Origin of the sequence: Acinetobacter johnsonii (assembly GCF_048551975.1) — a bacterium.
GTDB lineage: Bacteria > Pseudomonadota > Gammaproteobacteria > Pseudomonadales > Moraxellaceae > Acinetobacter > Acinetobacter johnsonii_A.
Genome location: NZ_JBIMCF010000001.1, coordinates 302438 through 324029, shown reverse-complemented (window position 1 = coordinate 324029; position 21592 = coordinate 302438). Strand labels below are relative to the sequence as shown.

Below are 21592 nucleotides of genomic sequence, written 5' to 3'. Positions count from 1 at the left end.
TATCATAAATTTAGTCCTTGTAACCAATGCCACATCACACTGCCACCCCACCATAATAAGCCCATAAAACACACTAAAAAGATCAGGCCAAACAAATCGGGAATGTGTAGCCAAAGCCATGCCACTACTGGATTTCGCCAAAATGCGGATTGCTGCTGTTTCTTTTCTAATTTTTCATGAAGAAAAGGATGAGTCACATGATGCTCTGAATGGATTTGGTATTCTTCCCGAATATGGTCATGAACCACATCCAGTGCTTTACGACTCGGACGTATAAAAATATCAAACAATGTTCCTAACACTGGGATAAAACCGACCACAGCGTCAATCATAGCCAGCTTCAATACAGGGCTCAATTTCTCTTGCGGCACGCCAATTTGCTTGGCTTTATAAATGGCATAACACGTTAGGGCAAAACCTGCGATATCCCCAGCAATCGGAACAGTACTCAATGCGGCATCGGCACCGACTCCTTGCTTGGTGAACGGGATACGCACCACAGAATCCATCATATTTGCATATTTGGCCAAATCACGCTCTAAACGAATGACATCTTGCTGGCTCATTTTTTTTTGTTCTAAGGGTTCAGGCATGTTGTTACTGACCTCCATTATTTCAACCACTTTAACATCATAAAACCCCTGAATTATGCTGGTTTTCATGACCTTTTTCTGTGCTAACTTTGTGCTGAAACAATTACTTATTAGCTTAAGACAAGGTCAGAATTTGCGATGCAATCAGCAGATATACCACCACACCTGACGCATCACAAATTGAGGTGACCAAAGGTGCAGATGCACTGGCTGGGTCGAGTTTCATGCGGTTTAAGATAAACGGCAGACTCATACCAATCAGGCAACCCATCAACACAATGCCCATCATACTCAGTGCCAATACTACAGCGACCAGAATATCCCCACGGAAATAGCCCAAAATGGAGACTGCCGTTGCCATGGTTCCGCCTAGACACAGCGCAACCAGACTTTCACGCCCTAGCAAATAAAACCAGTCTTTAAAATGTACGTCGCCAGTTGCCAGTGCACGTACCATTAAAGTGGCGGACTGTGACCCCGCATTTCCCCCACTTCCCACCAGTAAAGGAAGGAAAAATACCAAAACGATATGTGCCGCAATCAAGTCTTCAAAGTGTGCAATTCCTAGCCCCGAGAGTAAACTGCCAAAAACCAGAAACACCAACCAAAACACCCGCTTCTGATACAGTAAGAGGATTGGAGCCGTTTTAATACTCATCTGCGGACTGGCCGCAACCGCACTACTTTTTAGAATATCTTCTGTGGTTTCTTGTTGCACCACATCCATTGCATCGTCATAAGTCACAATCCCCAATAGATGCTGCTGCTCATCGACAATGGGCAAAGCCATAAAATCATAATGAGCCAGTTTCTGTGCAATACTTTCCTGATCCTCACTGACTAAACCTGTAATGACATGGTTGGTCATAACCTGTCCAATCGATTGTTCAGGTGGAGACTGGATAATTTGCCGCAGCGAAATCACACCGTGTAAATAACGCGAGGCATCGGTCACATAGATGAGATATAAAGTTTCACTTTCCGCTGCATACTGTCGTATATGTTGAATCGCCTGTTGCATGGTCATTTCGGCATGTACCGTAATGACTTCGGTGCTCATAATTGCACCCGCAGACTCAGCTGGATAGTGCATTAAATCATTCAGCTGAGCTTGAACATGCGTATCTAACTGCGGAAAAATATGAGTTTGAACGTCGTTCGCTAAGCTTTGAAATAAATCGGTGCGGTCATCCGAATGCATATGAGCTAGTAACTTCACCAGCAAAGCCTGAGGCAATTGCGCTGCTAGCTGCTGCTGCTCGGTTAATGCTAAAAACTCAAAGACATAACTGGCTTGTGGTAATTGTTCCAATAGCCGAATTTGGTCATGTATAGGCAGGCCCATTAAAATATCAGCTAAATACGCAGTGCTGTACTGTTTCAGACTTTGGATAAAAGCATGGTTATCGGGCTGATTTAATTGCTCTTGGAAATCTTGCTGTGAAAATGACGGATTTGGCATACACCACTCAAATATTGTTTTTCTTTATCTATGCGAGTATAGCAAACGATCTTTAAATGTCAGGCCTTTCAGCCTGATTGGATTAAAGGTTCGCTTTGCCTATTCATACTGCACACGAATGTTTCGGATTCGATCTTAAACCTCGTCCTGAGGTGTTCGTCCATGAAACACACGGCGAACCAAGACATACATTAAAGGAATAAACAGCAACACCAATACCGTGCCAAAAATCACGCCACCGAGTACACTCACCCCAATTTCCTGACGACTTGCTGCCCCTGCACCAAAGGCAAAGACCAGAGGTGTGACACCCGCGCCAAAAGCCAAAGACGTCATTAAAATCGGGCGTAGACGTAAGCTTGCGCCTTCCAAGGCAGCTTCAATTGCGGTTTGGCCTTTTTGCTGCGCAAGTGAAGCAAATTCCACAATTAAAATCGCATTTTTACAGGACAGACCAATTGTAGTCAGCAAGGCAATTTGGAAGTAAATATCGTTCGGAAAACCCGTCAGATAACTGAACAAAATATTGCCACCGATACCGAGTGGAATCGCACTCATGACTGCAGTTGGAATACTCCAACTTTCATAAAGTGCAGCAAGGCATAAAAAGATAAAGCCTATGGAGACCAAATACAGTAGAAATGCTTGGTTATTGGACTTGTTTTCCTCAAACGATAATCCACTCCAAGCCAAATCTATACCATCATGCCCTCGTACCATGCTTTGTACGTCTTGCATGGCTTGCCCCGAACTGACATTTTGTGCTGTATCTGCCTCCATTTCTAGTGCGGTATAGCCCATAAAGCGATTCACCACCTCAGGGCCTCCACTCCAAGACACTTGGGCAAAATTTGTAAAAGGAATCATTTGGTTCAGATCATTACGTACGGTCCATGCTTGAAGGTCATCAGGTTTTGAACGAAATTCGGCATCCCCTTGCATAATTACCCGCTTAATCCGACCACGGTCAATAAAGTCATTGATATAACTTCCGCCCCAAGCACTTGATAAGGTGCTATTAATGGCGGTCTGGCTGAGTCCATTGGCCAAAGCTTGCTTTTGGTTCACATCCACTTTGAGTTCGGCTTTATCTGGATTAGAACGTTTATCTAAATTGCTAAAACTAGAATACTGCTTGGATGTGTCCTGCAAAGTTTTGAACTGTGCTTCTAAATAAGCACGACCTTCGCCATTGATATCACGTATCCAAAACTCCATGCCATCGGTTTGCCCTAAGCCACTGACTGAAGACGGCATATTTACATTAATTTGTGCATTTTGATGCGACCTAAAATGAGCGATCGCCCGTTCTCGAATCGCTTGTGCGGAGTTCTCATTCCCCTTACGTTCATCCCAATGTTTGAGCGCAATAAAACCTTGTCCTAAATTTTGTCCCGTCCCCGAGAAATTACGACCATAGCGGATCATCACCAAATTAATATTGGCCTGTTCTTGATCTAAAAAGTATTGGCGAATTTCTTCTCCCACCACACGGCTTTGACTCAGCGGTGCGCCATCGGCCAATTTAAACTGGACACTTAAAATACCCTGATCTTCACTGGGAATAAAACTGGTCGGTAATGCCCGATAAAACAGCGCAAAGACGGTAATTAACGCCACAAAAACCACCAGCATGATTTTACTGTGCTGAATGGTCTGCGTACTCAACTTTAAATAACGCTGTTTTAACTGATCCAACTTCAGATTAAACCAAGTTGCCCATCGTGCAGATTTATCATTGGGTTTTAAAATTAAGGCACACAGTGCTGGTGTCAGAATCAGTGCAACCAGCAGCGATAGCGCCATGGCAGCAACTAAGGTGATTGAAAACTGACGGTAGATCACTCCTGTCGAACCACCGAAAAAGGCCATAGGAATAAACACGGCGGTTAACACCAAAGTAATCCCAATCAATGCCCCACTGATTTCCTGCATCGATGCAATCGAAGCTTGTTGAGCACTCATCTGTTGTTCATGCATCAGCCGCTCAACATTTTCCACCACCACAATCGCATCATCCACCAGAAGCCCGATGGCTAAGACCAATGCAAATAAGGTTAAGGTGTTGATACTCATCCCAAGTACATACAGAATGGCGAGCGTGCCTAAAATTACAACAGGTACTGTGATGGTCGGAATCAGTGTCGCGCGCCAGTTTTGCAAAAATACAAACATGACCACAATTACCAAAATCACTGCTTCAAACAGTGTTTTGACCACTTCCTTAATCGACTCTTGTACAAAAGGCGTGTTATCACGTGGATAAACAATTTGATAACCTTCAGGAAGTTTTGAGGACAACCGACTGACTTCTTGTTTGATCAATGCCGAAGTTGCCAATGCATTGGCACCTGAAGACAATGAAATACCCATACCCGCTGAAGGAAAACCATTGATGGTATTAAACGACTGGTAATTTTCCGCGCCCAGTTCCACCCGTGCGACGTCTTTTAAATAAATAAAACTGCCATCGCGGGTCGATTTGACAATGATGTTTTCAAATTCTTCAACGGTTTTTAGACGTGTACCGGAAGTAACTTTGGCATTTAGATATTGGTCTGACAGGCTGGGTAACTCACCAATTGCTCCTGCGGCCACTTGCGTATTTTGCGCTTCAACCGCTGCACGTATATCGCTTGGCATCAGTCCATATTGGCGCAGTTTATGCGGATTCAACCATAAGCGCATGGCATACTGCGCACCAAAAATATCAACCTCGCCAACCCCATCAATACGGGCTAAATCTTGCTCCAAATGCGTCATCATATAATCTGACAGTGCAATATTGCTGCTTTTGCCTGTTTGGTCATATAGACCAATCACCATATGCGTATCGCCAAGCGACTTATAAACATTGACCCCTTGACGCTGCACATCTTCGGGTAAGCGGTTAATCACTCCATTGATGGCATTTTGTACTTGAACCTGAGCGGTATCTGGGTCGGTTCCATTTTCAAAACTAATGCTGATGCGACTACGCCCATTCGAGTCACTGCTCGAACTAAAATACAGTAAATGATCAATCCCTTTAATTTGCTGCTCTAAAACCTGAGTAACACTCTCTTCCACCGTTTCTGCCGACGCGCCTGTATATGTTGCACTCACCGTAATTCGCGGAGGTGCAATATAGGGGTAGCGCTCTACAGGCAACTGAAAGGTGGCAAATAAACCAAATGCCATCACGATAATCGCCAGCACACCAGCAAAAATTGGACGATGAATAAAAAATTTAGACAGCATGGGTCTGCGGTACTCTTGGGTCTGAGGCTAGATCTAGAAACTGGGCATCACTTCATGCTTGATCTTCTATGACGAATCATTAAAAAACAAGACTTAACAACATGAAATAGAACATTAGAGCTAAATATGAAGAAACTATGAAGAAAGCTTTTTGACCAATTGATGACATCCTGTAATTTTTCGCAATTTGTCATTGATCTGAGATATTAAAATTGAACACTGAGTCCGCAACACCACAATAAAATGTTGAGGAACACATGTTAAAAAGAACATTACTGAGTTTTATTTTTTTAGGCTTATTGGGCTGTCATCATGATGAGAAAGACAATGCAGCATCCCAGCCACCATCAAACAACGCCGAATACATTGAGCCTACATTGCTTATTATTGGACATCGCGGCGCCAGCGCGCTACGCCCTGAACACACCTTAGCCGCTTATCAAAAAGCGATTGATGATGGTGCAGATTTTATTGAGCCTGATTTGGTGCCAACTCTAGATGGTTATTTAGTCGCTCGCCATGAAAATGAAATCGGAGGAACCACCAATGTCAGCAGCTTACCGCAGTTTGCAGAACGGAAGACCAGTAAAGTCGTTGATGGCGTGACTTACATAGGTTGGTTTACTGAAGACTTTACTTTAAACGAGCTGAAGCAACTGAAGGCACGAGAACGTATTCCAGAGATTCGTCCAGCGAACATCCAATATAATGATCAATTTGATCTGCCTACTTTAGATGAAATTATTGAACTCGTAGATGCGCACTATAAAAAGACAGGAAAAATTGTGGGCCTGTATATCGAAACCAAACATCCCAGCTATTTCCAAGGTCTCAATTTGGCCATGGAGCAACGCTTATTAACCACGCTGGCCAAACACACCTATAGTCGTGACATTGCGCCAGTCTATATCCAGTCGTTTGAAGTCAGCAACTTAAAACAGATGCGTCAACAGTTGGATCAATTAAAATCGATTCGACATGCCAAAATTATTCAACTCTATGGTGGCAAGTCCGAACAACCTGCCGATGCTGTGCTTGCCAAATCAACACTCCGGTATAGTGATATGGCAACACCTCAAGGACTGAAAGACGTCGCAAGCTATGCGCATGGTGTCGGACCAAGCAAAACCTATATCGTGCCGAATACTCAGCCAGCGAACCCATCCAGTTTTGTGAACGATGCACACGCAGTGGGCTTAAAAGTACATCCTTATACCCTACGCCCAGAAAATAATTTCTTACCAGACTATTTGGACTGTAGTGCGATAACCGCTGAAAAGTGCGAAAAAGGCGCACTGGCAGAGTTTGAGATTTTCTTTAAAGCGGGAGTGGATGGTGTCTTTACCGATGATCCTGCTTTAGGTCGTCAAGCCGCCGATGCTTTTTTGAAAAAATAGAATAAATCACGCACATAGTAAACCAGACATCTGAGCATCTCGTTTACTTCAAACCCATATCCAACCTTCAACGATGGAGATTAACAAGTAGGCTTTTTAACCACTTTTCTCTTATTTTAGGTGTGCATAGATTAAGCACTTTTTGAATACTATAATTAAGTGACTTTTAATATAGATCATGTATTGTGACTGAAATTTTAAAATGGTTGATGGTATGAGCCAATATTCCCCACTCAAAGGAAAGTCAGGTTTTAAACGTATTTTTAATGCAACTCATTATTCTATTTCAGGTTTCAAAGCCGCTTTTGAACATGAAGCTGCTTTTCGTCAAGTCCTGTTAATTAACCTGATTCTGATTCCAACAAGCTTTTTCTGTGATGTCACTCGCTTAGAACAAGCCCTCATGGTAGCCGTCTGTTTACTTGCAATTATTGTTGAATTATTCAATTCAGCCATTGAGGCGATTGTGGATCGTATTTCACTAGAGCGCCATGAGCTTTCAAAAAATGCCAAAGACATGGGCAGTGCTGCACAGTTTGTTTCTTTAAGTATTATCTTTATAGTTTGGCTGCTGATTCTGATGTCTTAATGTTTTTGTTCAACATTTCACACCCAAACTGTTCTACAAGCTAAAAATTAAGTCATAAAAAACCCTGCTTTCGCAGGGTTTTCTTTTGAATCAGTTCAGTGCTTAGTGAGCAGCGAATTGGTTCATTGTGTTTTTAGCATCATCGTGCGCTTTAAGAGCGTTGTCACCAGAGAAGATTTCTTTGTGATCATCACCGATGTCAGAACCCGCCATTGCTTGGTGTTTAACACAAGCGATACCACCACGGATTTCTTTACGTTGTACGCCAGCAACATAAGCCAACATACCTTCAGAACCGAAGTAACCTTGTGCAAGCTCATGAGTAGAAAGAGCAGCAGTATGGTAAGTCGGAAGTGTGATCAAGTGATGGAATACACCCGCTTCACGAGAAGCATCTGCTTGGAATGTACGTACTTTTTCATCAGCATCAGCAGCCAATTCAGTAGCATCGTACTCAGCGCTCATTAATTTAGCACGGTCGTAAGCAGAAACGTCTTTACCTTCAGCAACCCAACGGTCGTAAGCTTGTTGACGGAAGTTTAACGTCCAGTTGAATGATGGGCTGTTGTTATAAACAAGCTTAGCATTTGGAACTGTTTCACGTACACGGTTAACCATGTGAGCGATTTCTTCAACGTTTGGAGTCGCAGTTTCGATCCAAAGAAGGTCAGCACCGTTCTGTAAGCTAGTTACACAGTCAAGTACAACGCGGTCAATTTGAGTGCCTTCACGGAACTGGTATAGACCAGAAGCAAGACGTTTAGGACGGTGAAGTTTACCATCACGCTTGATCAGGATTTCGTCTTCTTGAGCTTCTGAAATGTCGATTTCAGTTGTGTCTAAGTAGCTGATGTATTGAGAAGCGATGTCGCCTGGCTCTTTAACCACTGGGATTTTTTGAGTTAAGTCAGCACCTTCAGAGTCTGTACGTGCAACGATGATACCGTCGTCAAGACCCATTTCTAAGAATGCATAACGTAACGCGTGGATTTTAGCGATGAAGTCTTCGTGTGGAACAGTTACTTTACCAGCTTGGTGACCACATTGTTTCGCGTCAGAAACTTGGTTTTCGATTTGAAGTGCACATGCACCCGCTTCGATCATTTTCTTAGCTAATAAGTAAGTTGCTTCTTCGTTACCGAAACCAGCGTCGATGTCCGCAATAATTGGCACAACGTGAGTTTCAAAGTTGTCGATTTGTGCAGTGATTTCAGCTGCTTTAGCAGTGTCGCCCGCTTCTTGTGCTTTTTTAAGTGCACGGAACAAGTCGTTTAATTCTTTCGCGTCAGCTTGACGTAAGAAAGTGTAAATTTCTTCGATCAATGCAGGAACAGAAGTTTTTTCGTGCATAGATTGGTCAGGAAGTGGACCGAATTCTGAACGAAGTGCAGCAACCATCCAACCAGAAAGGTAAATGTAGCGACGTTCAGTTGTACCGAAGTATTTTTTGTTCGCAATCATTTTTTGTTGTGCGATGAAACCGTGCCAGCAACCCAAAGACTGAGTGTATTTGCTAGAGTCAGCATCATAAGCAGCCATATCACGACGCATAATTGCAGCTGTGTATTTAGCGATATCTAAACCAGTTTTGAAACGGTTTTGGATTTGCATACGCGCAGCATCTTCAGGACTGATGTCTGCCCAAGTGCTACCGAATTTTGCTTTTAATTCGCGGATTGCATCAATCGCTGTTTGATATGTAGTCATGATATTTCCTGTAATAATATTAGGATTTTCTTCAACGAAAAGCTAAAATCAGACCCTCAAGCTTTTGCTTAGATTTAGAGCGCTTCGTTGCGATGAATACAGATTAGATTGACAGAAAAAATTAATCCAATATTCTGCATTAATTTTCAGTATTTATTTAAAAAATATATAGATAAAAGTCTAATTATATTTCGATAAATCAAAACCAAGTATTTGTTATTATTAAATTTAAACAAAATAAGAAAATCGTAAAAAACTCATACTTTGTCGAATATTTCTTCATTAGACTTAAGTCTCAACCGTTGAAAAAAGAGTTTAAGCCGAAAATCAATGCTTAATTTGGCCGAAATGACAATAGTTCAATATTCAGCAAAAAGAGTATTTATCACGCTTTTATTCCACCAACAACAAACAAGATTAAGCCATTTTCTAGGCGATACTCTGAGCCTCAATTTACGCATATTAAGACATTGCTTAGGACTAATATCCTCTCCGCTTCTAAAAATAAAAAAAACATTTTCTGAGAAAATGAAGGGGTATATTCTTTATACAACCCAAAGCTTTTTTTTTCGTCAGTTTATTACACAAGACTGGTGGCTTATGGCATAATGGAAATAATTTCATGATTTTATTCTCGGTATTTATTTTATGAATCTGGAGCGGGTTGATCTAAACCTCTTAATTTACTTGGACGTACTTTTACGCGAAAAAAATGTAACCCGAGCAGCTGAACAATTGGGTGTCACCCAACCAGCAATGAGTAATATTCTACGCCGTCTTCGTAACTTATTTAATGATCCTCTGCTAATTCGCTCTTCTGAAGGTATGACACCGACCGAACGGGCTTTAGAATTACAACCCCGCATACGTGACGCTCTTTCTGATCTCTCCATGATTTTGGAACCTCGTACCGAGTTCCGTCCTTATACCTCAAATCGTGTTTTCCGTATTATGACTTCGGATTATGCCGAAGCAACCTTAGTTCCACGCCTCGTTAAAGCATTACGTTCTGAAGCACCCAATGTGGTTTTAGACTTCTTAACTCCAAGTGATGTGTCATATCGTGATATGGAACAGGGTAAAGTTGATCTAGCCATTAACCGATTCAATGAAATTCCACAAAGCTTCCATCAAGTTTTAGTCTGGCGTGACAGTTTTTCATGTTTGCTAAACGGTAAACACCCCGCTGCCAGCAACTTAAACCTAAAAAGTTACCTTGATGCACAGCATATTTGGGTCTCTAAAACAGGTATGGGCGTTGGTTTCGGCGTTAACCCTGAAAAACAAGCAGGTCTCGGTTGGATTGATCAAGCGTTAGAGCGTATTGGCCAAAAACGTAAAATTTCGGTCTTCACTCGACATTATCAAATGCCTGCACTATTGGCTTCAAATGTAGACTTAGTCGCGACTTTACCGACCCGTATTGCACGCCTACAAGCCAAAAGTCAAAATCTCCTGATTAAAGATCCACCTTTTTATATTCCAGAATTTGAGTTGAAAATGGCATGGTGCCCACTGTTGCATCACCATCCTGCACATCGCTGGCTCAGACAGCTGATTTTGTATGTGGCACGTCAAATGATTGAGGAAGAAAATCGAGAGTTTTTAGGCAATAACTCGCAATTCTCACATTATTAAGCATTCAGTTCTAAATAATTCATATTCATATCAATAACTCAGGTATGATAGAAGACAGTAACTAATTACTGTCTTTATTTTTTTGTGTTAAAAATATTCATAATAACGATGAATCACAGGTGGATTCGGTGAGCCTTTTTCAAAACATAGTTATCATTCTAGTCCTGATTGCTGGGGCGGGTTTCTTGTCTCTGACAGAAATTGCACTGGCGGGAGCACGTAAGGTCAAGCTGAAAATCTTGGCTGAGTCGGGTGAGGATCGCGCACAGAAAGTTTTGAATTTACAAGAAAATTCTGCTGACTTCTTTGCCGCTTCACAAATTGGCTTAAACGCAGTCGCAATCTTGGGCGGTATTTTAGGTGAAGGGGCTTTTCGTCCTTACTTCATGAGTTTTGTTTCTCGTTTTTATACTGGCCCTTGGTCTGAAACCATTAGCTTTGCTCTATCTTTCACTTTAGTCACCTCTCTATTTATTTTGTTTGCTGACCTCATGCCAAAACGTTTGGCCATGATTGCCCCAGAGAAAATCTCTATTGCGGTGATTAACCCCATTCAGGTGTTTATTAAGGTATGCAAACCTTTGGCTTGGATTATTAATGCTCTTGCCAACTTGTTATTCCGCCTATTTAAAGTGAATACCACCCGTGATGACAACATTACCTTTGATGATATTTCTGCAGTGATGGATGCGGGTGCGCAAGCTGGGGTGCTGCAAAAGCAAGAGCACCATTTCATTGAAAACGTATTTGAACTTGAAGAGCGGAACGTTCCTTCAAGTATGACCACGCGTGAAAACGTGGTGTATTTTACTTTAAATGAATCCGAAGCCAGCATTCGTCAAAAATTGGCTGAATATCCTTATTCTAAGTTTTTAGTTTGTAGTGAAAATATTGATGATGTAATTGGCTATGTGGATGCCAAAGACATTCTGGTCCGTATTCTGAATAATCAATCTTTACTACAACTCAATGAAAGCACTATTCGTAATGTTCTCACCATTCCAGACACATTAACCTTGTCTGAGTTATTAGACCGTTTCCGCTCCACCAAAGAAAAGTTTGCTGTTGTGATTAATGAATATGCTTTGGTCGTGGGCGTCATCACCCTGTCAGACATTATGATTACGGTCATGGGCGACTGGGTTACTCCAATTGAAGCCGAACAACAGATCATTAAACGTGATAATAATTCATGGCTGATTGATGGCAGCACGCCGATTGAAGACATGAAGCATGCACTGGCCATTGATGAAATGCCAGATGAAGAAAATTATGAAACCTTGGCTGGTTTTATGATGTACCGTCTACGCAAAATTCCACGCCCTGCCGATACCGTAGAATACGCAGGCTTTAAATTTGAAGTGGTTGATGTCGATCATTTTAAGATTGACCAACTTTTAGTGACGCGCTTACTTGAAGAAACACTACAGCCTGCAACCCAAACAGTCGAGGAATAGAAACATCGCCTTGAATTAAAACCTTGCAACTGCAAGGTTTTTTTTGGCTTCAAATTTAACCATATGGAGTTATACAAAATAAGTATCTTAACCATACTTTATAGATATATATTATTTATTAGAAAAATAGAATGAAAAATCACATATGTTTAAGAGCATTTAAAAATCATGCTGAATTGCATACTATCGCTGTCACTTGATGAATAAACAGACTTAACACGTTCAAAGGATTGATCCATGCTGACCATTTTAGGTTTAGGCATGATTATGTGCTTCATGTACTTAATCATGTCCAAACGACTGAGCGCTCTTGTTGCTTTAACTTTAATCCCTATCATTTTTGCATTACTTACTTATGTTTTAAGTTTCTTTGTTGACAACCTTGCTGGATTTGATATTGCTGAACTTGGCAATATGATGATGGAAGGCATTAAAAAGCTCGCTCCTACGGGCGTGATGCTCCTTTTCGCAATCCTTTATTTTGCAATTATGATCGACACGGGTTTATTCGACCCCTCAGTGAAGTGGATTTTAAAGCAGGTTAAAGGCGATCCTTTAAAAGTGACCCTCGGCACCATTACGCTGACTTTAATTGTTTCTTTAGATGGTGACGGTTCAACGACTTACATGATCTGTGTTGCCGCAATGCTACCGTTGTATAAGCGTATTGGTATGAGCCCTTTAATTATGGCTTGTCTGATGATGCTTGCGAGCGGCATCATGAACCTAACGCCATGGGGTGGACCAACAGCACGTGCTGCAACTGCATTGCATGTCGATCCAAACGATGTCTTTGTTCCGATGATTTTACCAATGCTCGTTGCAATTGGCTGGTTATACTTCCTCGGCTTTATGTATGGCCGTATGGAGCGTAAGCGCATTGGTATTGTGGAGTTAGATATTAGCCATGGTGACAGTATTCAGATTTCGCAAGAACCAGAAGCTAACCGTGCCCACTTAAGATGGTTTAATGCAATACTGACTTTGGTCTTGATGGTCTGCTTAGTAATGGGTGTTTTACCTGCGGCCATTCTGTTCATGGTGGCGCTGTGTATTGCCTTGGTGGTGAACTATCCAGATTTAGACATGCAAAAGCGTTTGGTTGGTAACCACTCTGCCAGTGCCCTAGCTGTAGTCGGGATTATCTTCGCGGCAGGTATTTTTACTGGTATTTTGTCGGGTACAGGTATGGTTGAAGCCATGTCTCAAGAGTTGGTTGCCATTATTCCAGAAAGTATGGGGCCATATTTAGCACCAATCACGGCTGTGATTAGTATGCCACTGACCTTCTTTATGTCGAATGATGCCTTCTATTTTGGTGTACTGCCTGTACTCTCTGAAGCTGCTGGACACTATGGTATTACCCCTGTAGAAATGGCTCGTGCATCGATTGTTGGTCAACCTGTACACTTACTGTCCCCATTGGTTCCATCGACTTACTTACTCTGTGGGTTGGCAGGAATTAACTTTGGTGAACACCAAGAATTTACCATCAAGTGGGCGGTGATTACTTGTTTAGTCATGCTGGTTACAGCAATGATCTTTGGTATTTTCCCACTTTACTCAACACTGGGTTAATCAAATACTCATGCTGAGTTATCACGAACCTTAAGCTCAACAACCGATAAATACCCGATGTATCACATCGGGTATTTTCATTTATAATGCCTTAATATAAAAATACAATAGAGTCAAGCTTATGTCTTTTTCATTGCCCGCTGTGTTGGCGTGTACTTTCTTTTATTCTGCGCTCTATCTGATTTACTATTATTTCGCCCAATACAGCCACACGCTGCTGATCGTAAGTGCAATTGTTTTGCTGATTTTGGCATGGCGGATTACACCTTATGCTTATGAACGTGAGCAACGAAGCTTTAAAGAGACTCTGTCTTTTGGACAGTATTTCTGGAATCCACTGATTACATGGTGGCGACTGTTTATTTGGCCCATCAGCTTATTACTGTCTTGGATTTTTCATAGTTAAATAGAAGCCATAAAAAAGCACCCGAAGGTGCTTTTGAGACTGCGATCTTAACGACCATACAATTCAAGCAATTTATCTAAAGTCGCTTGATAGTGAATGGTAATATCTTCAGATAAAATTTTATATGCGCTGTCAAACTGAACCATTGGCCAGCCTTCTTTCCAAAATGGGAAGATGTTGTGCAAATCATGGGTCACAGTCGCATCTTCACGTACAATAGCTTGTGCTACTTGCGACAAAACTTGTGCTGTTTCCGCACCATCAATCGCCATGTAATCAATCCCACGTACTTTTAAAATACGGATGCGGTCTTTCTTATAGCGAATTTTTTTGGCTTGACCTTCATTCAGACCCAACGCCAAAGCTACAGCTTCAACAAACTTACTTTCAAAAGATTGGTTCAAAGCCACAATCGCCAGTTTATGTGCTTCTTGACGACCTGCTTTACCACCTTTACGAATCTCTTCTTTTGCCTCTGTATCAAGCTCATCGTCTTTCATAGACTGCAAGATGTCTAAAATTTCGATATCACTTAAAGATTCAGGAGAATGATCAGTCATGAACTGCCCTTAGACAAAAAAATTGAATCCGACATTTTCGCATAATTCAGAGTGAAAAAGCGAAATTGTTGTGCTTTTCTCTGTGAATATTCTGTTTTGCTTATTTTTTGGAGCCATCCCCTTCCAAATCTACTATAGTAATGGCTGTTTTTATCATACGCTCTTTTTTGACGATGCAATCCAAACAAGTTCAACTGTTACTGCAACAATTAGAGACCCGCTACCCTGCCGCTTTTAAACGCAATTACTTGCTTTATAGTCAAATCAAAACACGCGGTATTTTAGATGACCAACGTGAAGTTATTCCGTGGGTTTTGGCGGTGTTGATTTTTATTCCAATCAGCATAATTCTGAAAGATTTTTACTTAACTCACTTGGATAATCTCGATCCACTACAAAGTCACAGTTATGCCATTATCAGTATTTTATTGGTGCTGATGTGGGTCTTACCTTTTGTCATTAAGCAAATTAAACATTCATCAAACTCCTTGTATCAGCTGCAACGCCATGCGCCCATCAAACTCGCTGCCGTGATTCTTTTAAGTGGACTCAATCTAATGTTCCTTGAAAGCAGTTTGCTGATGTGGATCTTGTTTTATTTTGGTGTAAACTTTGGTTTTGTGCGCTTCTATAAAGAAAATTTATTTCGAGACCACAGCCAGTCGGTTGAACATCATCAGTTACAACAACTTAGACGTGTCTGCTTTTGGGCCTATAAGCAAACGCTCAAATCACGACTCCAATTACGCTTTAGCTCCCATCAATCTGAAGATTATCAGGCACGAAAACTTCAGCTGCGGCGTGAAGCAGATTTATACGTGCAACTGCTAAAGTATGAGCATGCTTACTGTAAGCAGATTAAGCACATCGATCTCGACAGTTATATCGATGAGAAATTATAAAAAAACCGAGCAATGATGCTCGGTTTTTTCTAAGGTCATTTTAGGCCGTTTGCTTTAACGGGCCGACTGGTGATAATGTCGAGTCTAATATCACTTGATGCGAGCGCGTTTCGTCAACGATATATTCTTTGTGCTTAATACTATCTACGAAAATCCAATCCGCTTTCACCTGCTCTGCGGTAAAACGGACTTTCAAATAACCGCGCTGATTTAAATTGCAATAACTCAGCTCATCAATCAAGGTTGTAAAAGCAGACTCAAACTCTTGGAGTTGTTGCATAGGAATGGACAAATATTTCTCCAACCCAGGGGAAGAAACTGAACTTGTCGCTAACTCCACACCTACAAATTGCCCTGTTAAATCGTGTAAGTCCGATGCCCATGCATTATGGGTATCACCAGCCAAGACCACGACTTTTTTATTTAAATACTGTAGTGTGCCGTACAACGTCTCCCTTTCAACCGCATAACCATCCCATGCATCTAAATTGTAAGGAACCACAGTTTGAATACGAGACAACTGCTCTACTGTTAAAGATGGATCATGATTTAAGTAACGAAGTTTTATTTCCACCAATTCTTTAATGAGTTGATTCACCTGCGCCAAAACCTCTGGAGTCACCGCGCCGCTACTGATTGCACTGAGCACTTGTAACATCTCGGCTGGAACAAGCATTTTGCTCATCAACACCTGCTGACCCAAAACTTGCCATGTGGCTTTAGAGCTCGCAAGTTGCTGTGTTAACCATGCGCGTTGATTCAACCCCAGTAACGTTCGATTTGGGTCTTGCATATCTGTAGTAAAGCGCACAGCATCCAAACCCGATGCGGTTAAATAATCTACATAATCTAACTGTTTACTCCGCGCTAGAATACGCGTATCCAACATATTCAACTGCACTAAATTACCAAAGTTAAACTGGCGATAAATATTCAAATGATCTTTTTCAGAAAGCGGACGGATTGGCATCCATTCAAAATAGGCCGCCAGTGCCGAAAGTTTACGCTCAAGGAAATCACCTTCAGTATCTGACTGATGATTTTCTGCACCTTTTTCCCAGGCATCATTTGCTAGTTCATGGTCATCCCAAATCACAATAAAAGGATGGCGTTGATGCGCGGCCTGTAAATCCTGATCTAGTCTATATAAAGCATAACGTTTACGATAATCATCTAAGCGAATAATTTCTGCCTTATTATCATCCGCAAGTGTGCGCCCCATCGCCACAGCTTCTTCCGTTGCATAGCCTCCCATACCATACTCATAGATGTAATCTCCCAAATGAATGACAACATCCACATCCTGTTTTGCCATTTCTTTATAAACATGGAAATAGCCCGCTGGATAATTTGAACATGAGCATACTGCAAATTGTACCGACTGTACTTGTGCTGCCAAGGTTTTGGTTTGCCCTGTGATCGAATATGTCGACGCCGATTTAAAACGGTAGAAATAAACTTGCCCCGCAGCAAGTCCCGTCACATCCACTTTCACAGTAAAATCTTGTGCAGCTGTAGTCAGCACCTTTCCTGTTGCTGTAATGTGTTTAAAGCCCGCATCTTTTGCTACATCCCACTGCACTTCTAAACGCGCACTGCTATCCGATGGTGTTACGCGTGTCCAAATGATGACTTGAGTTTGTAAAGGATCACCACTGGCAACCCCATGCAAAAATTGCACTTGCGTGTTGGGCTGTGTGTTTGAATCGGCGTCATCACCACAAGCGGTCAGTGAAATAGGTAAAGATAAAGCACCAAATCCTGCCAAAGTTTTTTGAATAAGTTCTCGGCGGTTCATTTTTTTTGTCATGTGGATTGCCTAAAGACGATATGGACTTGAAATTTATGCGAAAAAGATGACATCTATATCTCAAGTTGATGACATTTTTATGACGCCTGAACAAGTGCAGCACAGATAATTTTGCTATTTTTTAAACACAAACCGCTGAATTGATTGAAAAGAAAGCAAATAATCACAAATAGACTTGCCAACTTTTAATTCCTCCTCTATTATTGCGCTCATGCCCGAGTGGTGAAATCGGTAGACACAGGGGATTTAAAATCCCCCGCCCACAAAGCGTGCCAGTTCGAGTCTGGCCTCGGGCACCATTCTTAAGCTAATTAAGATGGTGCAATAAAAAAATCCAGCAATATGCTGGTTTTTTTATGTCTATAATTTATGCCTCAAATCACATAACAATCATAATATGAAAAAGAACACCCTCATTATCATCCTGAGCCTAGTTTTTTCAAACGTCAGCCATGCAGAAGCATTCTCTCAACAAATGGATAGCGATACGTTTTATGACTTGTTTGCAGGCACGATTATTGAAAAAGACCACCAACTTTATTTACAAGCATGTAAATCAATAGATGCTCATTTTAAATTAAGCTTTAATCACACTAAAGATGAGCAACATATTCGTGAGCTCATCAAAAAGCATACAAAATTTTGGCTGAATCTTAGTGCAAATGCTGAAATGCTCGAAGGCGAATACGTAATGACAGTCGATGCGATTGGAGATGAATATTTGAACCAAAGTTGTCATCTCACCGATCTTTTAGATGAACTGTAACATCAATCTCAGCTTCTAAAGCAAAAAACAACTGCGCTTGAAATGAGAGAGTGACTCACCACTCTCTGTTCACCACCAATTCTTCCATTTCAATATCCATAAACCCAGCATCTTGTACCACCATCATCATCGCTTCAGCAATAAAATCGGCAGCAGAATCATCTAACGACGAATCCAGATCTTCAAAATGTGGCTTCATTTCATTAATTTCAGCCACTGTGGCATTGGCATATTGATAAATATCACCCTCAGATTTTGCTTTTACAACTTTTTTAGCAAAACTCTCAACATGCTGCTTCACTTCAGCAACAAGAATATCGGGATAATATTCATCATCAAACATAGGGAGAAGTAAATCTGCAAACATACAGGCACTCAAAATGAGAAACTTAAAAAACGAGTCTGTATAACATAAACCAAACAAATCACCAAATAAAAAAGCAGCACCTGAAGATGCTGCAAGTCTAAAAATCTGATATAGATCAAATTTTCAAATTAAATCATTAGCTCGGCATTCCGCCGCCGCATTAAGCCATATTCATCGCTTGCCAAACTTTGATCGCATCACTCATGGCTTTAACATCATGGGCGCGCACCATACACGCGCCTTGTTGAATACTCAGCAAATGTCCCGCTACAGAACCCACGGCCCGCTGCCCTGCATCGGCCCCACCTAAAGCCTCTCCGATAAAGCGTTTCCGTGATAATGCGGACAAGATAGGATACCCGAGCTGATTTAGCTGATGGAATTCTTTTAAAAGCTTAAGATTCTGCTTTGCATTTTTAGCAAAGCCAAAACCCGGATCAATCATGATATTTTCAGCTTTGACACCAGCCTTGAGTGCATCCGACACGCGCTGGGAAAGCTCAGTCATGACATCTAGAGTGACATTATCATATTGATCTAAACCATTCATGGTAGTCGGTTCACCACGCATATGCATGATAATCACTGGAATATTCAGTTTAGCTGCCGTTTCTAAGGCATTCGGACGTGTTAATGCTCTCACATCATTCCAGATATGCGCACCTGCTGCGACCGATGCCTGAATCACCTCTGGTTGAGAGGTATCAATCGAAATGACCACACCAAGTTCAGCCAAAGCTTCCACCACTGGGACGACACGACGAATCTCTTCTTCAACCTCAACTATAGATGCACCTGGACGCGTCGATTCACCACCAACATCAATGACTGTCGCCCCATCCGCAATCATTTGCTTAGCATGTGCAATCGCTTGTGCTTTCCCATTATGTTTACCGCCATCACTGAACGAGTCTGGCGTCACATTTAAAATACCCATCACATGCGGTACCGACAGATCGAGTGATCGCTCACCACAACGTAGGATTTTGTTCGGCAAAGCCATCAATTGCATGTGATATTCTCCAGTTTAACTTACATTATCTTAACGCGTTCCCACTTTTAAGTGCCTATTTTTCTTCATCGACAGTGAAAAATCTGTGCAATAAAAAACCACCCGAAGGTGGTTTTTTATTTTAACTTTTTAAAATTAAATCGCAGATGGTAATGGTGGTGGTGTGCTTCGACCATCCGTTGGAGTTACATCAATCACAGGATTTTCTGCAACATACACTTTTGGTGGTTGTGGCTCACGACCTTCCATAATGTCACGAATTTGCTCGCGATCAATCGTTTCCCATTCCATCAAAGCTTTTACCATCGCATGCGCGATATCTTTGTTATTTTCCAAGATATCACGTGCAACACGGTATTGCTCATCGATGATACGACGAACTTCAGCATCTACTTGTTGCTGTGTTGCTTCAGAAATCGTACGACTACCAATGCTGCCCATGAATGATTGCTGAGAATCATCTTCATAAACCATTACACCAAGTTTGTCAGACATACCGTACTTGGTCACCATTGCACGTGCCATTTTAGTTGCACGTTCAAAGTCGTTTGAAGCACCTGTCGACATTTGGTTGATAAAGATTTCTTCAGCAATACGACCACCAAACAAAATTGAAAGTTCATTCAACATTTTGTCTTTATAGTGGCTGGTTTGGTCATGTTCAGGCAACTGCCATGTTACACCCAACGCCCAACCACGCGGCATAATGGTCACTTTATGCACAGGGTCTGTGCCTGGTAGAATTTCAGCCACAATCGCATGGCCAGCTTCATGGTACGCGGTTGCACGACGCTCTTCTTCACGAATCACCATAGACTTACGTTCAGGGCCCATGTACAACTTGTCTTTTGCATCTTCAAAATCATGCATATCGACAGTGTTCTTGTTACGACGCGCAGCAAATAATGCAGCTTCGTTCACAAGGTTCGCCAATTGTGCACCCGAAAAGCCCGGCGTACCACGTGCAAGCACTTGTACATCGACACCAGTCACTGAAGGCAATTTCTTCATGTGAACATTTAAGATTTGCTCGCGACCTTTAATGTCTGGTAAGCCAACCATTACTTGACGGTCAAAACGACCCGGACGAAGTAAAGCTTTATCTAGTACATCGGCACGGTTTGTCGCAGCAATGACGATAATACCTTCATTACCTTCAAAACCATCCATTTCGACCAACATTTGGTTCAAGGTTTGCTCACGCTCATCGTGACCACCACCTGTACCTGAACCACGATGACGACCCACAGCATCAATCTCATCAATAAAGATGATACATGGTGCATGACGTTTCGCTTGTTCAAACATGTCACGAACACGAGATGCACCCACACCCACGAACATTTCAACAAAGTCAGAACCAGAAATACTAAAGAATGGTACTTTCGCTTCCCCTGCAATTGCTTTTGCAAGTAAAGTTTTACCGGTACCCGGTGGACCCACCATTAACACGCCTTTAGGAATCGTTGCACCTAAACGTTTAAATTTTGAAGGGTCTTTTAAGAAATCAACAATTTCTACAACTTCTTGCTTTGCCTCATCACAGCCAGCGACGTCGGTAAAAGTCACTTTAATTTGGTCTTCTGCCAACATTTTTGCTTTGGACTTACCAAAACTCATTGGACCGTTTTTACCACCTGCTCCGCCACCCATGTTGCGCATAAAGAACATGAATAACAAAATGATTAAAAGTACAGGGAAGCTTGCGATCAAAAGTTGCATCAATAAACCTTGGCGTGCAGGTGCAGTACCTTCAACGACAACGTTATTTTTAATCAGATTAGGCATAAGCTCTGGGTCTTGAACCGCAGGACGAATACTTTCAAACTCTGAACCGTTTGATTTTTGGCCATGAATTCGTTCGCCATCAATTGTCACTTGCTTAATTTGACCAGCATTCACCGCAGCAACAAACTCTGAATAATTCATCGCTGTCGGCTTTTCATTGCTACTGACATTACTGAAAATAAGGATCAGTACGCCCAGTATCACTAGCCACAATATGGCATTCTTGAAGAGATCGCTCAAAGCTTTATTCCCATATCAATCTAATTTGATCATGCCCTATCGGGTGACCTTAAAGTTTCTGCTGAAGATCAGCTTCGCAA

17 protein-coding genes and 1 tRNA gene are annotated in these 21592 nt (G+C 41.8%); 9 read left to right on the top strand and 9 right to left on the bottom strand.

Annotated elements, in window-relative coordinates; translation table 11 throughout:
- Nucleotides 1-2 precede the first annotated feature (2 nt).
- The 3 genes from ACG9ZB_RS01525 to ACG9ZB_RS01515 form a co-directional block, all read right to left on the bottom strand.
- Entirely contained in the window at nucleotides 3-593 is a 591-nt protein-coding gene (locus ACG9ZB_RS01525; protein ID WP_419323801.1) for a DUF4112 domain-containing protein, read from the bottom strand.
- Nucleotides 594-708: 115 nt separating this feature from the next.
- Nucleotides 709-2055 (bottom strand): magnesium transporter, encoded by a 1347-nt coding sequence (gene mgtE / locus ACG9ZB_RS01520; protein ID WP_419323628.1) that lies wholly within the window; start codon nucleotides 2053-2055, stop codon nucleotides 709-711.
- 135 nt (nucleotides 2056-2190) lie between these two features.
- Nucleotides 2191-5295 (bottom strand): multidrug efflux RND transporter permease subunit, encoded by a 3105-nt coding sequence (locus ACG9ZB_RS01515; RefSeq protein ID WP_419323626.1) that lies wholly within the window; start codon nucleotides 5293-5295, stop codon nucleotides 2191-2193.
- A 257-nt stretch (nucleotides 5296-5552) separates the two neighbouring features.
- Here ACG9ZB_RS01515 and ACG9ZB_RS01510 point away from each other — a divergent pair, with 257 nt between their 5' ends.
- A complete protein-coding gene (locus ACG9ZB_RS01510) occupies nucleotides 5553-6692 on the top strand; it encodes a glycerophosphodiester phosphodiesterase (protein WP_419323624.1) in 1140 nt (379 codons plus the stop codon).
- Between the two features lie 214 nt (nucleotides 6693-6906).
- Nucleotides 6907-7281, top strand: coding sequence for a diacylglycerol kinase (locus tag ACG9ZB_RS01505; RefSeq protein ID WP_419323622.1), 375 nt, complete (start codon nucleotides 6907-6909; stop codon nucleotides 7279-7281).
- 102 nt (nucleotides 7282-7383) lie between these two features.
- Here ACG9ZB_RS01505 and ACG9ZB_RS01500 read toward each other — a convergent pair whose 3' ends face one another.
- A complete protein-coding gene (locus tag ACG9ZB_RS01500; protein ID WP_419323620.1) occupies nucleotides 7384-8988 on the bottom strand; it encodes an isocitrate lyase in 1605 nt (534 codons plus the stop codon).
- Between the two features lie 648 nt (nucleotides 8989-9636).
- On the opposite strand from ACG9ZB_RS01500, the gene ACG9ZB_RS01495 reads away from it, so the two are divergent.
- The 4 genes from ACG9ZB_RS01495 to ACG9ZB_RS01480 all read left to right on the top strand — a co-directional run bounded on the left by ACG9ZB_RS01495 (nucleotide 9637) and on the right by ACG9ZB_RS01480 (nucleotide 14067).
- Nucleotides 9637-10626: a LysR family transcriptional regulator gene (locus tag ACG9ZB_RS01495; protein ID WP_005400438.1), complete on the top strand. Its 990-nt coding sequence runs from the start codon at nucleotides 9637-9639 to the stop codon at nucleotides 10624-10626.
- Between the two features lie 128 nt (nucleotides 10627-10754).
- Nucleotides 10755-12083 (top strand): hemolysin family protein, encoded by a 1329-nt coding sequence (locus ACG9ZB_RS01490; protein ID WP_114393054.1) that lies wholly within the window; start codon nucleotides 10755-10757, stop codon nucleotides 12081-12083.
- Nucleotides 12084-12320: 237 nt separating this feature from the next.
- A complete protein-coding gene (locus ACG9ZB_RS01485) occupies nucleotides 12321-13661 on the top strand; it encodes a CitMHS family transporter (protein ID WP_419323618.1) in 1341 nt (446 codons plus the stop codon).
- Nucleotides 13662-13782: 121 nt separating this feature from the next.
- Nucleotides 13783-14067: a hypothetical protein gene (locus ACG9ZB_RS01480; RefSeq protein ID WP_419323616.1), complete on the top strand. Its 285-nt coding sequence runs from the start codon at nucleotides 13783-13785 to the stop codon at nucleotides 14065-14067.
- A gap of 47 nt (nucleotides 14068-14114) precedes the next feature.
- On the opposite strand, the gene ACG9ZB_RS01475 is transcribed toward ACG9ZB_RS01480, so the two are convergent.
- Complete coding sequence (locus ACG9ZB_RS01475) at nucleotides 14115-14627, bottom strand: hypothetical protein (RefSeq protein ID WP_004695616.1); 513 nt, start codon at nucleotides 14625-14627, stop codon at nucleotides 14115-14117.
- Nucleotides 14628-14800: 173 nt separating this feature from the next.
- On the opposite strand from ACG9ZB_RS01475, the gene ACG9ZB_RS01470 reads away from it, so the two are divergent.
- Nucleotides 14801-15529: a hypothetical protein gene (locus tag ACG9ZB_RS01470; RefSeq protein ID WP_419323614.1), complete on the top strand. Its 729-nt coding sequence runs from the start codon at nucleotides 14801-14803 to the stop codon at nucleotides 15527-15529.
- Between the two features lie 40 nt (nucleotides 15530-15569).
- Here the strand turns inward: ACG9ZB_RS01470 and ACG9ZB_RS01465 are convergent, their stop codons facing one another.
- Nucleotides 15570-17339, bottom strand: a complete 1770-nt coding sequence (locus tag ACG9ZB_RS01465; protein ID WP_419323613.1) for an alkaline phosphatase D family protein — start codon at nucleotides 17337-17339, stop codon at nucleotides 15570-15572.
- Nucleotides 17340-17552: 213 nt separating this feature from the next.
- On the opposite strand from ACG9ZB_RS01465, the gene ACG9ZB_RS01460 reads away from it, so the two are divergent.
- A tRNA-Leu gene (locus ACG9ZB_RS01460) sits at nucleotides 17553-17638 on the top strand.
- A gap of 98 nt (nucleotides 17639-17736) precedes the next feature.
- Nucleotides 17737-18105 carry a hypothetical protein gene (locus ACG9ZB_RS01455; RefSeq protein WP_419323611.1) on the top strand — a complete coding sequence of 123 codons (369 nt, stop codon included), beginning with the start codon at nucleotides 17737-17739 and terminating at the stop codon, nucleotides 18103-18105.
- 55 nt (nucleotides 18106-18160) lie between these two features.
- On the opposite strand, the gene ACG9ZB_RS01450 is transcribed toward ACG9ZB_RS01455, so the two are convergent.
- From ACG9ZB_RS01450 to ftsH, 3 genes are all read right to left on the bottom strand, one after another.
- The gene (locus ACG9ZB_RS01450) at nucleotides 18161-18472 is read right to left on the bottom strand and encodes a DUF5713 family protein (protein ID WP_234963570.1); all 312 of its coding nucleotides are present in this window, start codon (nucleotides 18470-18472) and stop codon (nucleotides 18161-18163) included.
- 160 nt (nucleotides 18473-18632) lie between these two features.
- On the bottom strand, nucleotides 18633-19484 hold the full coding sequence (folP, locus tag ACG9ZB_RS01445; RefSeq protein ID WP_419323609.1) for a dihydropteroate synthase: 852 nt from the start codon (nucleotides 19482-19484) through the stop codon (nucleotides 18633-18635).
- Between the two features lie 135 nt (nucleotides 19485-19619).
- Nucleotides 19620-21512: an ATP-dependent zinc metalloprotease FtsH gene (gene ftsH / locus ACG9ZB_RS01440; protein WP_419323607.1), complete on the bottom strand. Its 1893-nt coding sequence runs from the start codon at nucleotides 21510-21512 to the stop codon at nucleotides 19620-19622.
- Between the last annotated feature and the right edge of the window lie 80 nt (nucleotides 21513-21592).

Excerpts from the sequence above, each read along its gene's own strand:
- ACG9ZB_RS01525 (WP_419323801.1), bottom strand. The coding sequence starts at position 593 with ATGCCTGAACCCTTAGAACAAAAAAAAATGAGCCAGCAAGATGTCATT.
- mgtE (WP_419323628.1), bottom strand. The coding sequence starts at position 2,055 with ATGCCAAATCCGTCATTTTCACAGCAAGATTTCCAAGAGCAATTAAAT.
- ACG9ZB_RS01515 (WP_419323626.1), bottom strand. The coding sequence starts at position 5,295 with ATGCTGTCTAAATTTTTTATTCATCGTCCAATTTTTGCTGGTGTGCTG.
- ACG9ZB_RS01510 (WP_419323624.1), top strand. The coding sequence starts at position 5,553 with ATGTTAAAAAGAACATTACTGAGTTTTATTTTTTTAGGCTTATTGGGC.
- ACG9ZB_RS01505 (WP_419323622.1), top strand. The coding sequence starts at position 6,907 with ATGAGCCAATATTCCCCACTCAAAGGAAAGTCAGGTTTTAAACGTATT.
- ACG9ZB_RS01500 (WP_419323620.1), bottom strand. The coding sequence starts at position 8,988 with ATGACTACATATCAAACAGCGATTGATGCAATCCGCGAATTAAAAGCA.
- ACG9ZB_RS01495 (WP_005400438.1), top strand. The coding sequence starts at position 9,637 with ATGAATCTGGAGCGGGTTGATCTAAACCTCTTAATTTACTTGGACGTA.
- ACG9ZB_RS01485 (WP_419323618.1), top strand. The coding sequence starts at position 12,321 with ATGCTGACCATTTTAGGTTTAGGCATGATTATGTGCTTCATGTACTTA.
- ACG9ZB_RS01480 (WP_419323616.1), top strand. The coding sequence starts at position 13,783 with ATGTCTTTTTCATTGCCCGCTGTGTTGGCGTGTACTTTCTTTTATTCT.
- ACG9ZB_RS01475 (WP_004695616.1), bottom strand. The coding sequence starts at position 14,627 with ATGACTGATCATTCTCCTGAATCTTTAAGTGATATCGAAATTTTAGAC.
- ACG9ZB_RS01470 (WP_419323614.1), top strand. The coding sequence starts at position 14,801 with ATGCAATCCAAACAAGTTCAACTGTTACTGCAACAATTAGAGACCCGC.
- ACG9ZB_RS01465 (WP_419323613.1), bottom strand. The coding sequence starts at position 17,339 with ATGACAAAAAAAATGAACCGCCGAGAACTTATTCAAAAAACTTTGGCA.
- ACG9ZB_RS01455 (WP_419323611.1), top strand. The coding sequence starts at position 17,737 with ATGAAAAAGAACACCCTCATTATCATCCTGAGCCTAGTTTTTTCAAAC.
- ACG9ZB_RS01450 (WP_234963570.1), bottom strand. The coding sequence starts at position 18,472 with ATGTTTGCAGATTTACTTCTCCCTATGTTTGATGATGAATATTATCCC.
- folP (WP_419323609.1), bottom strand. The coding sequence starts at position 19,484 with ATGCAATTGATGGCTTTGCCGAACAAAATCCTACGTTGTGGTGAGCGA.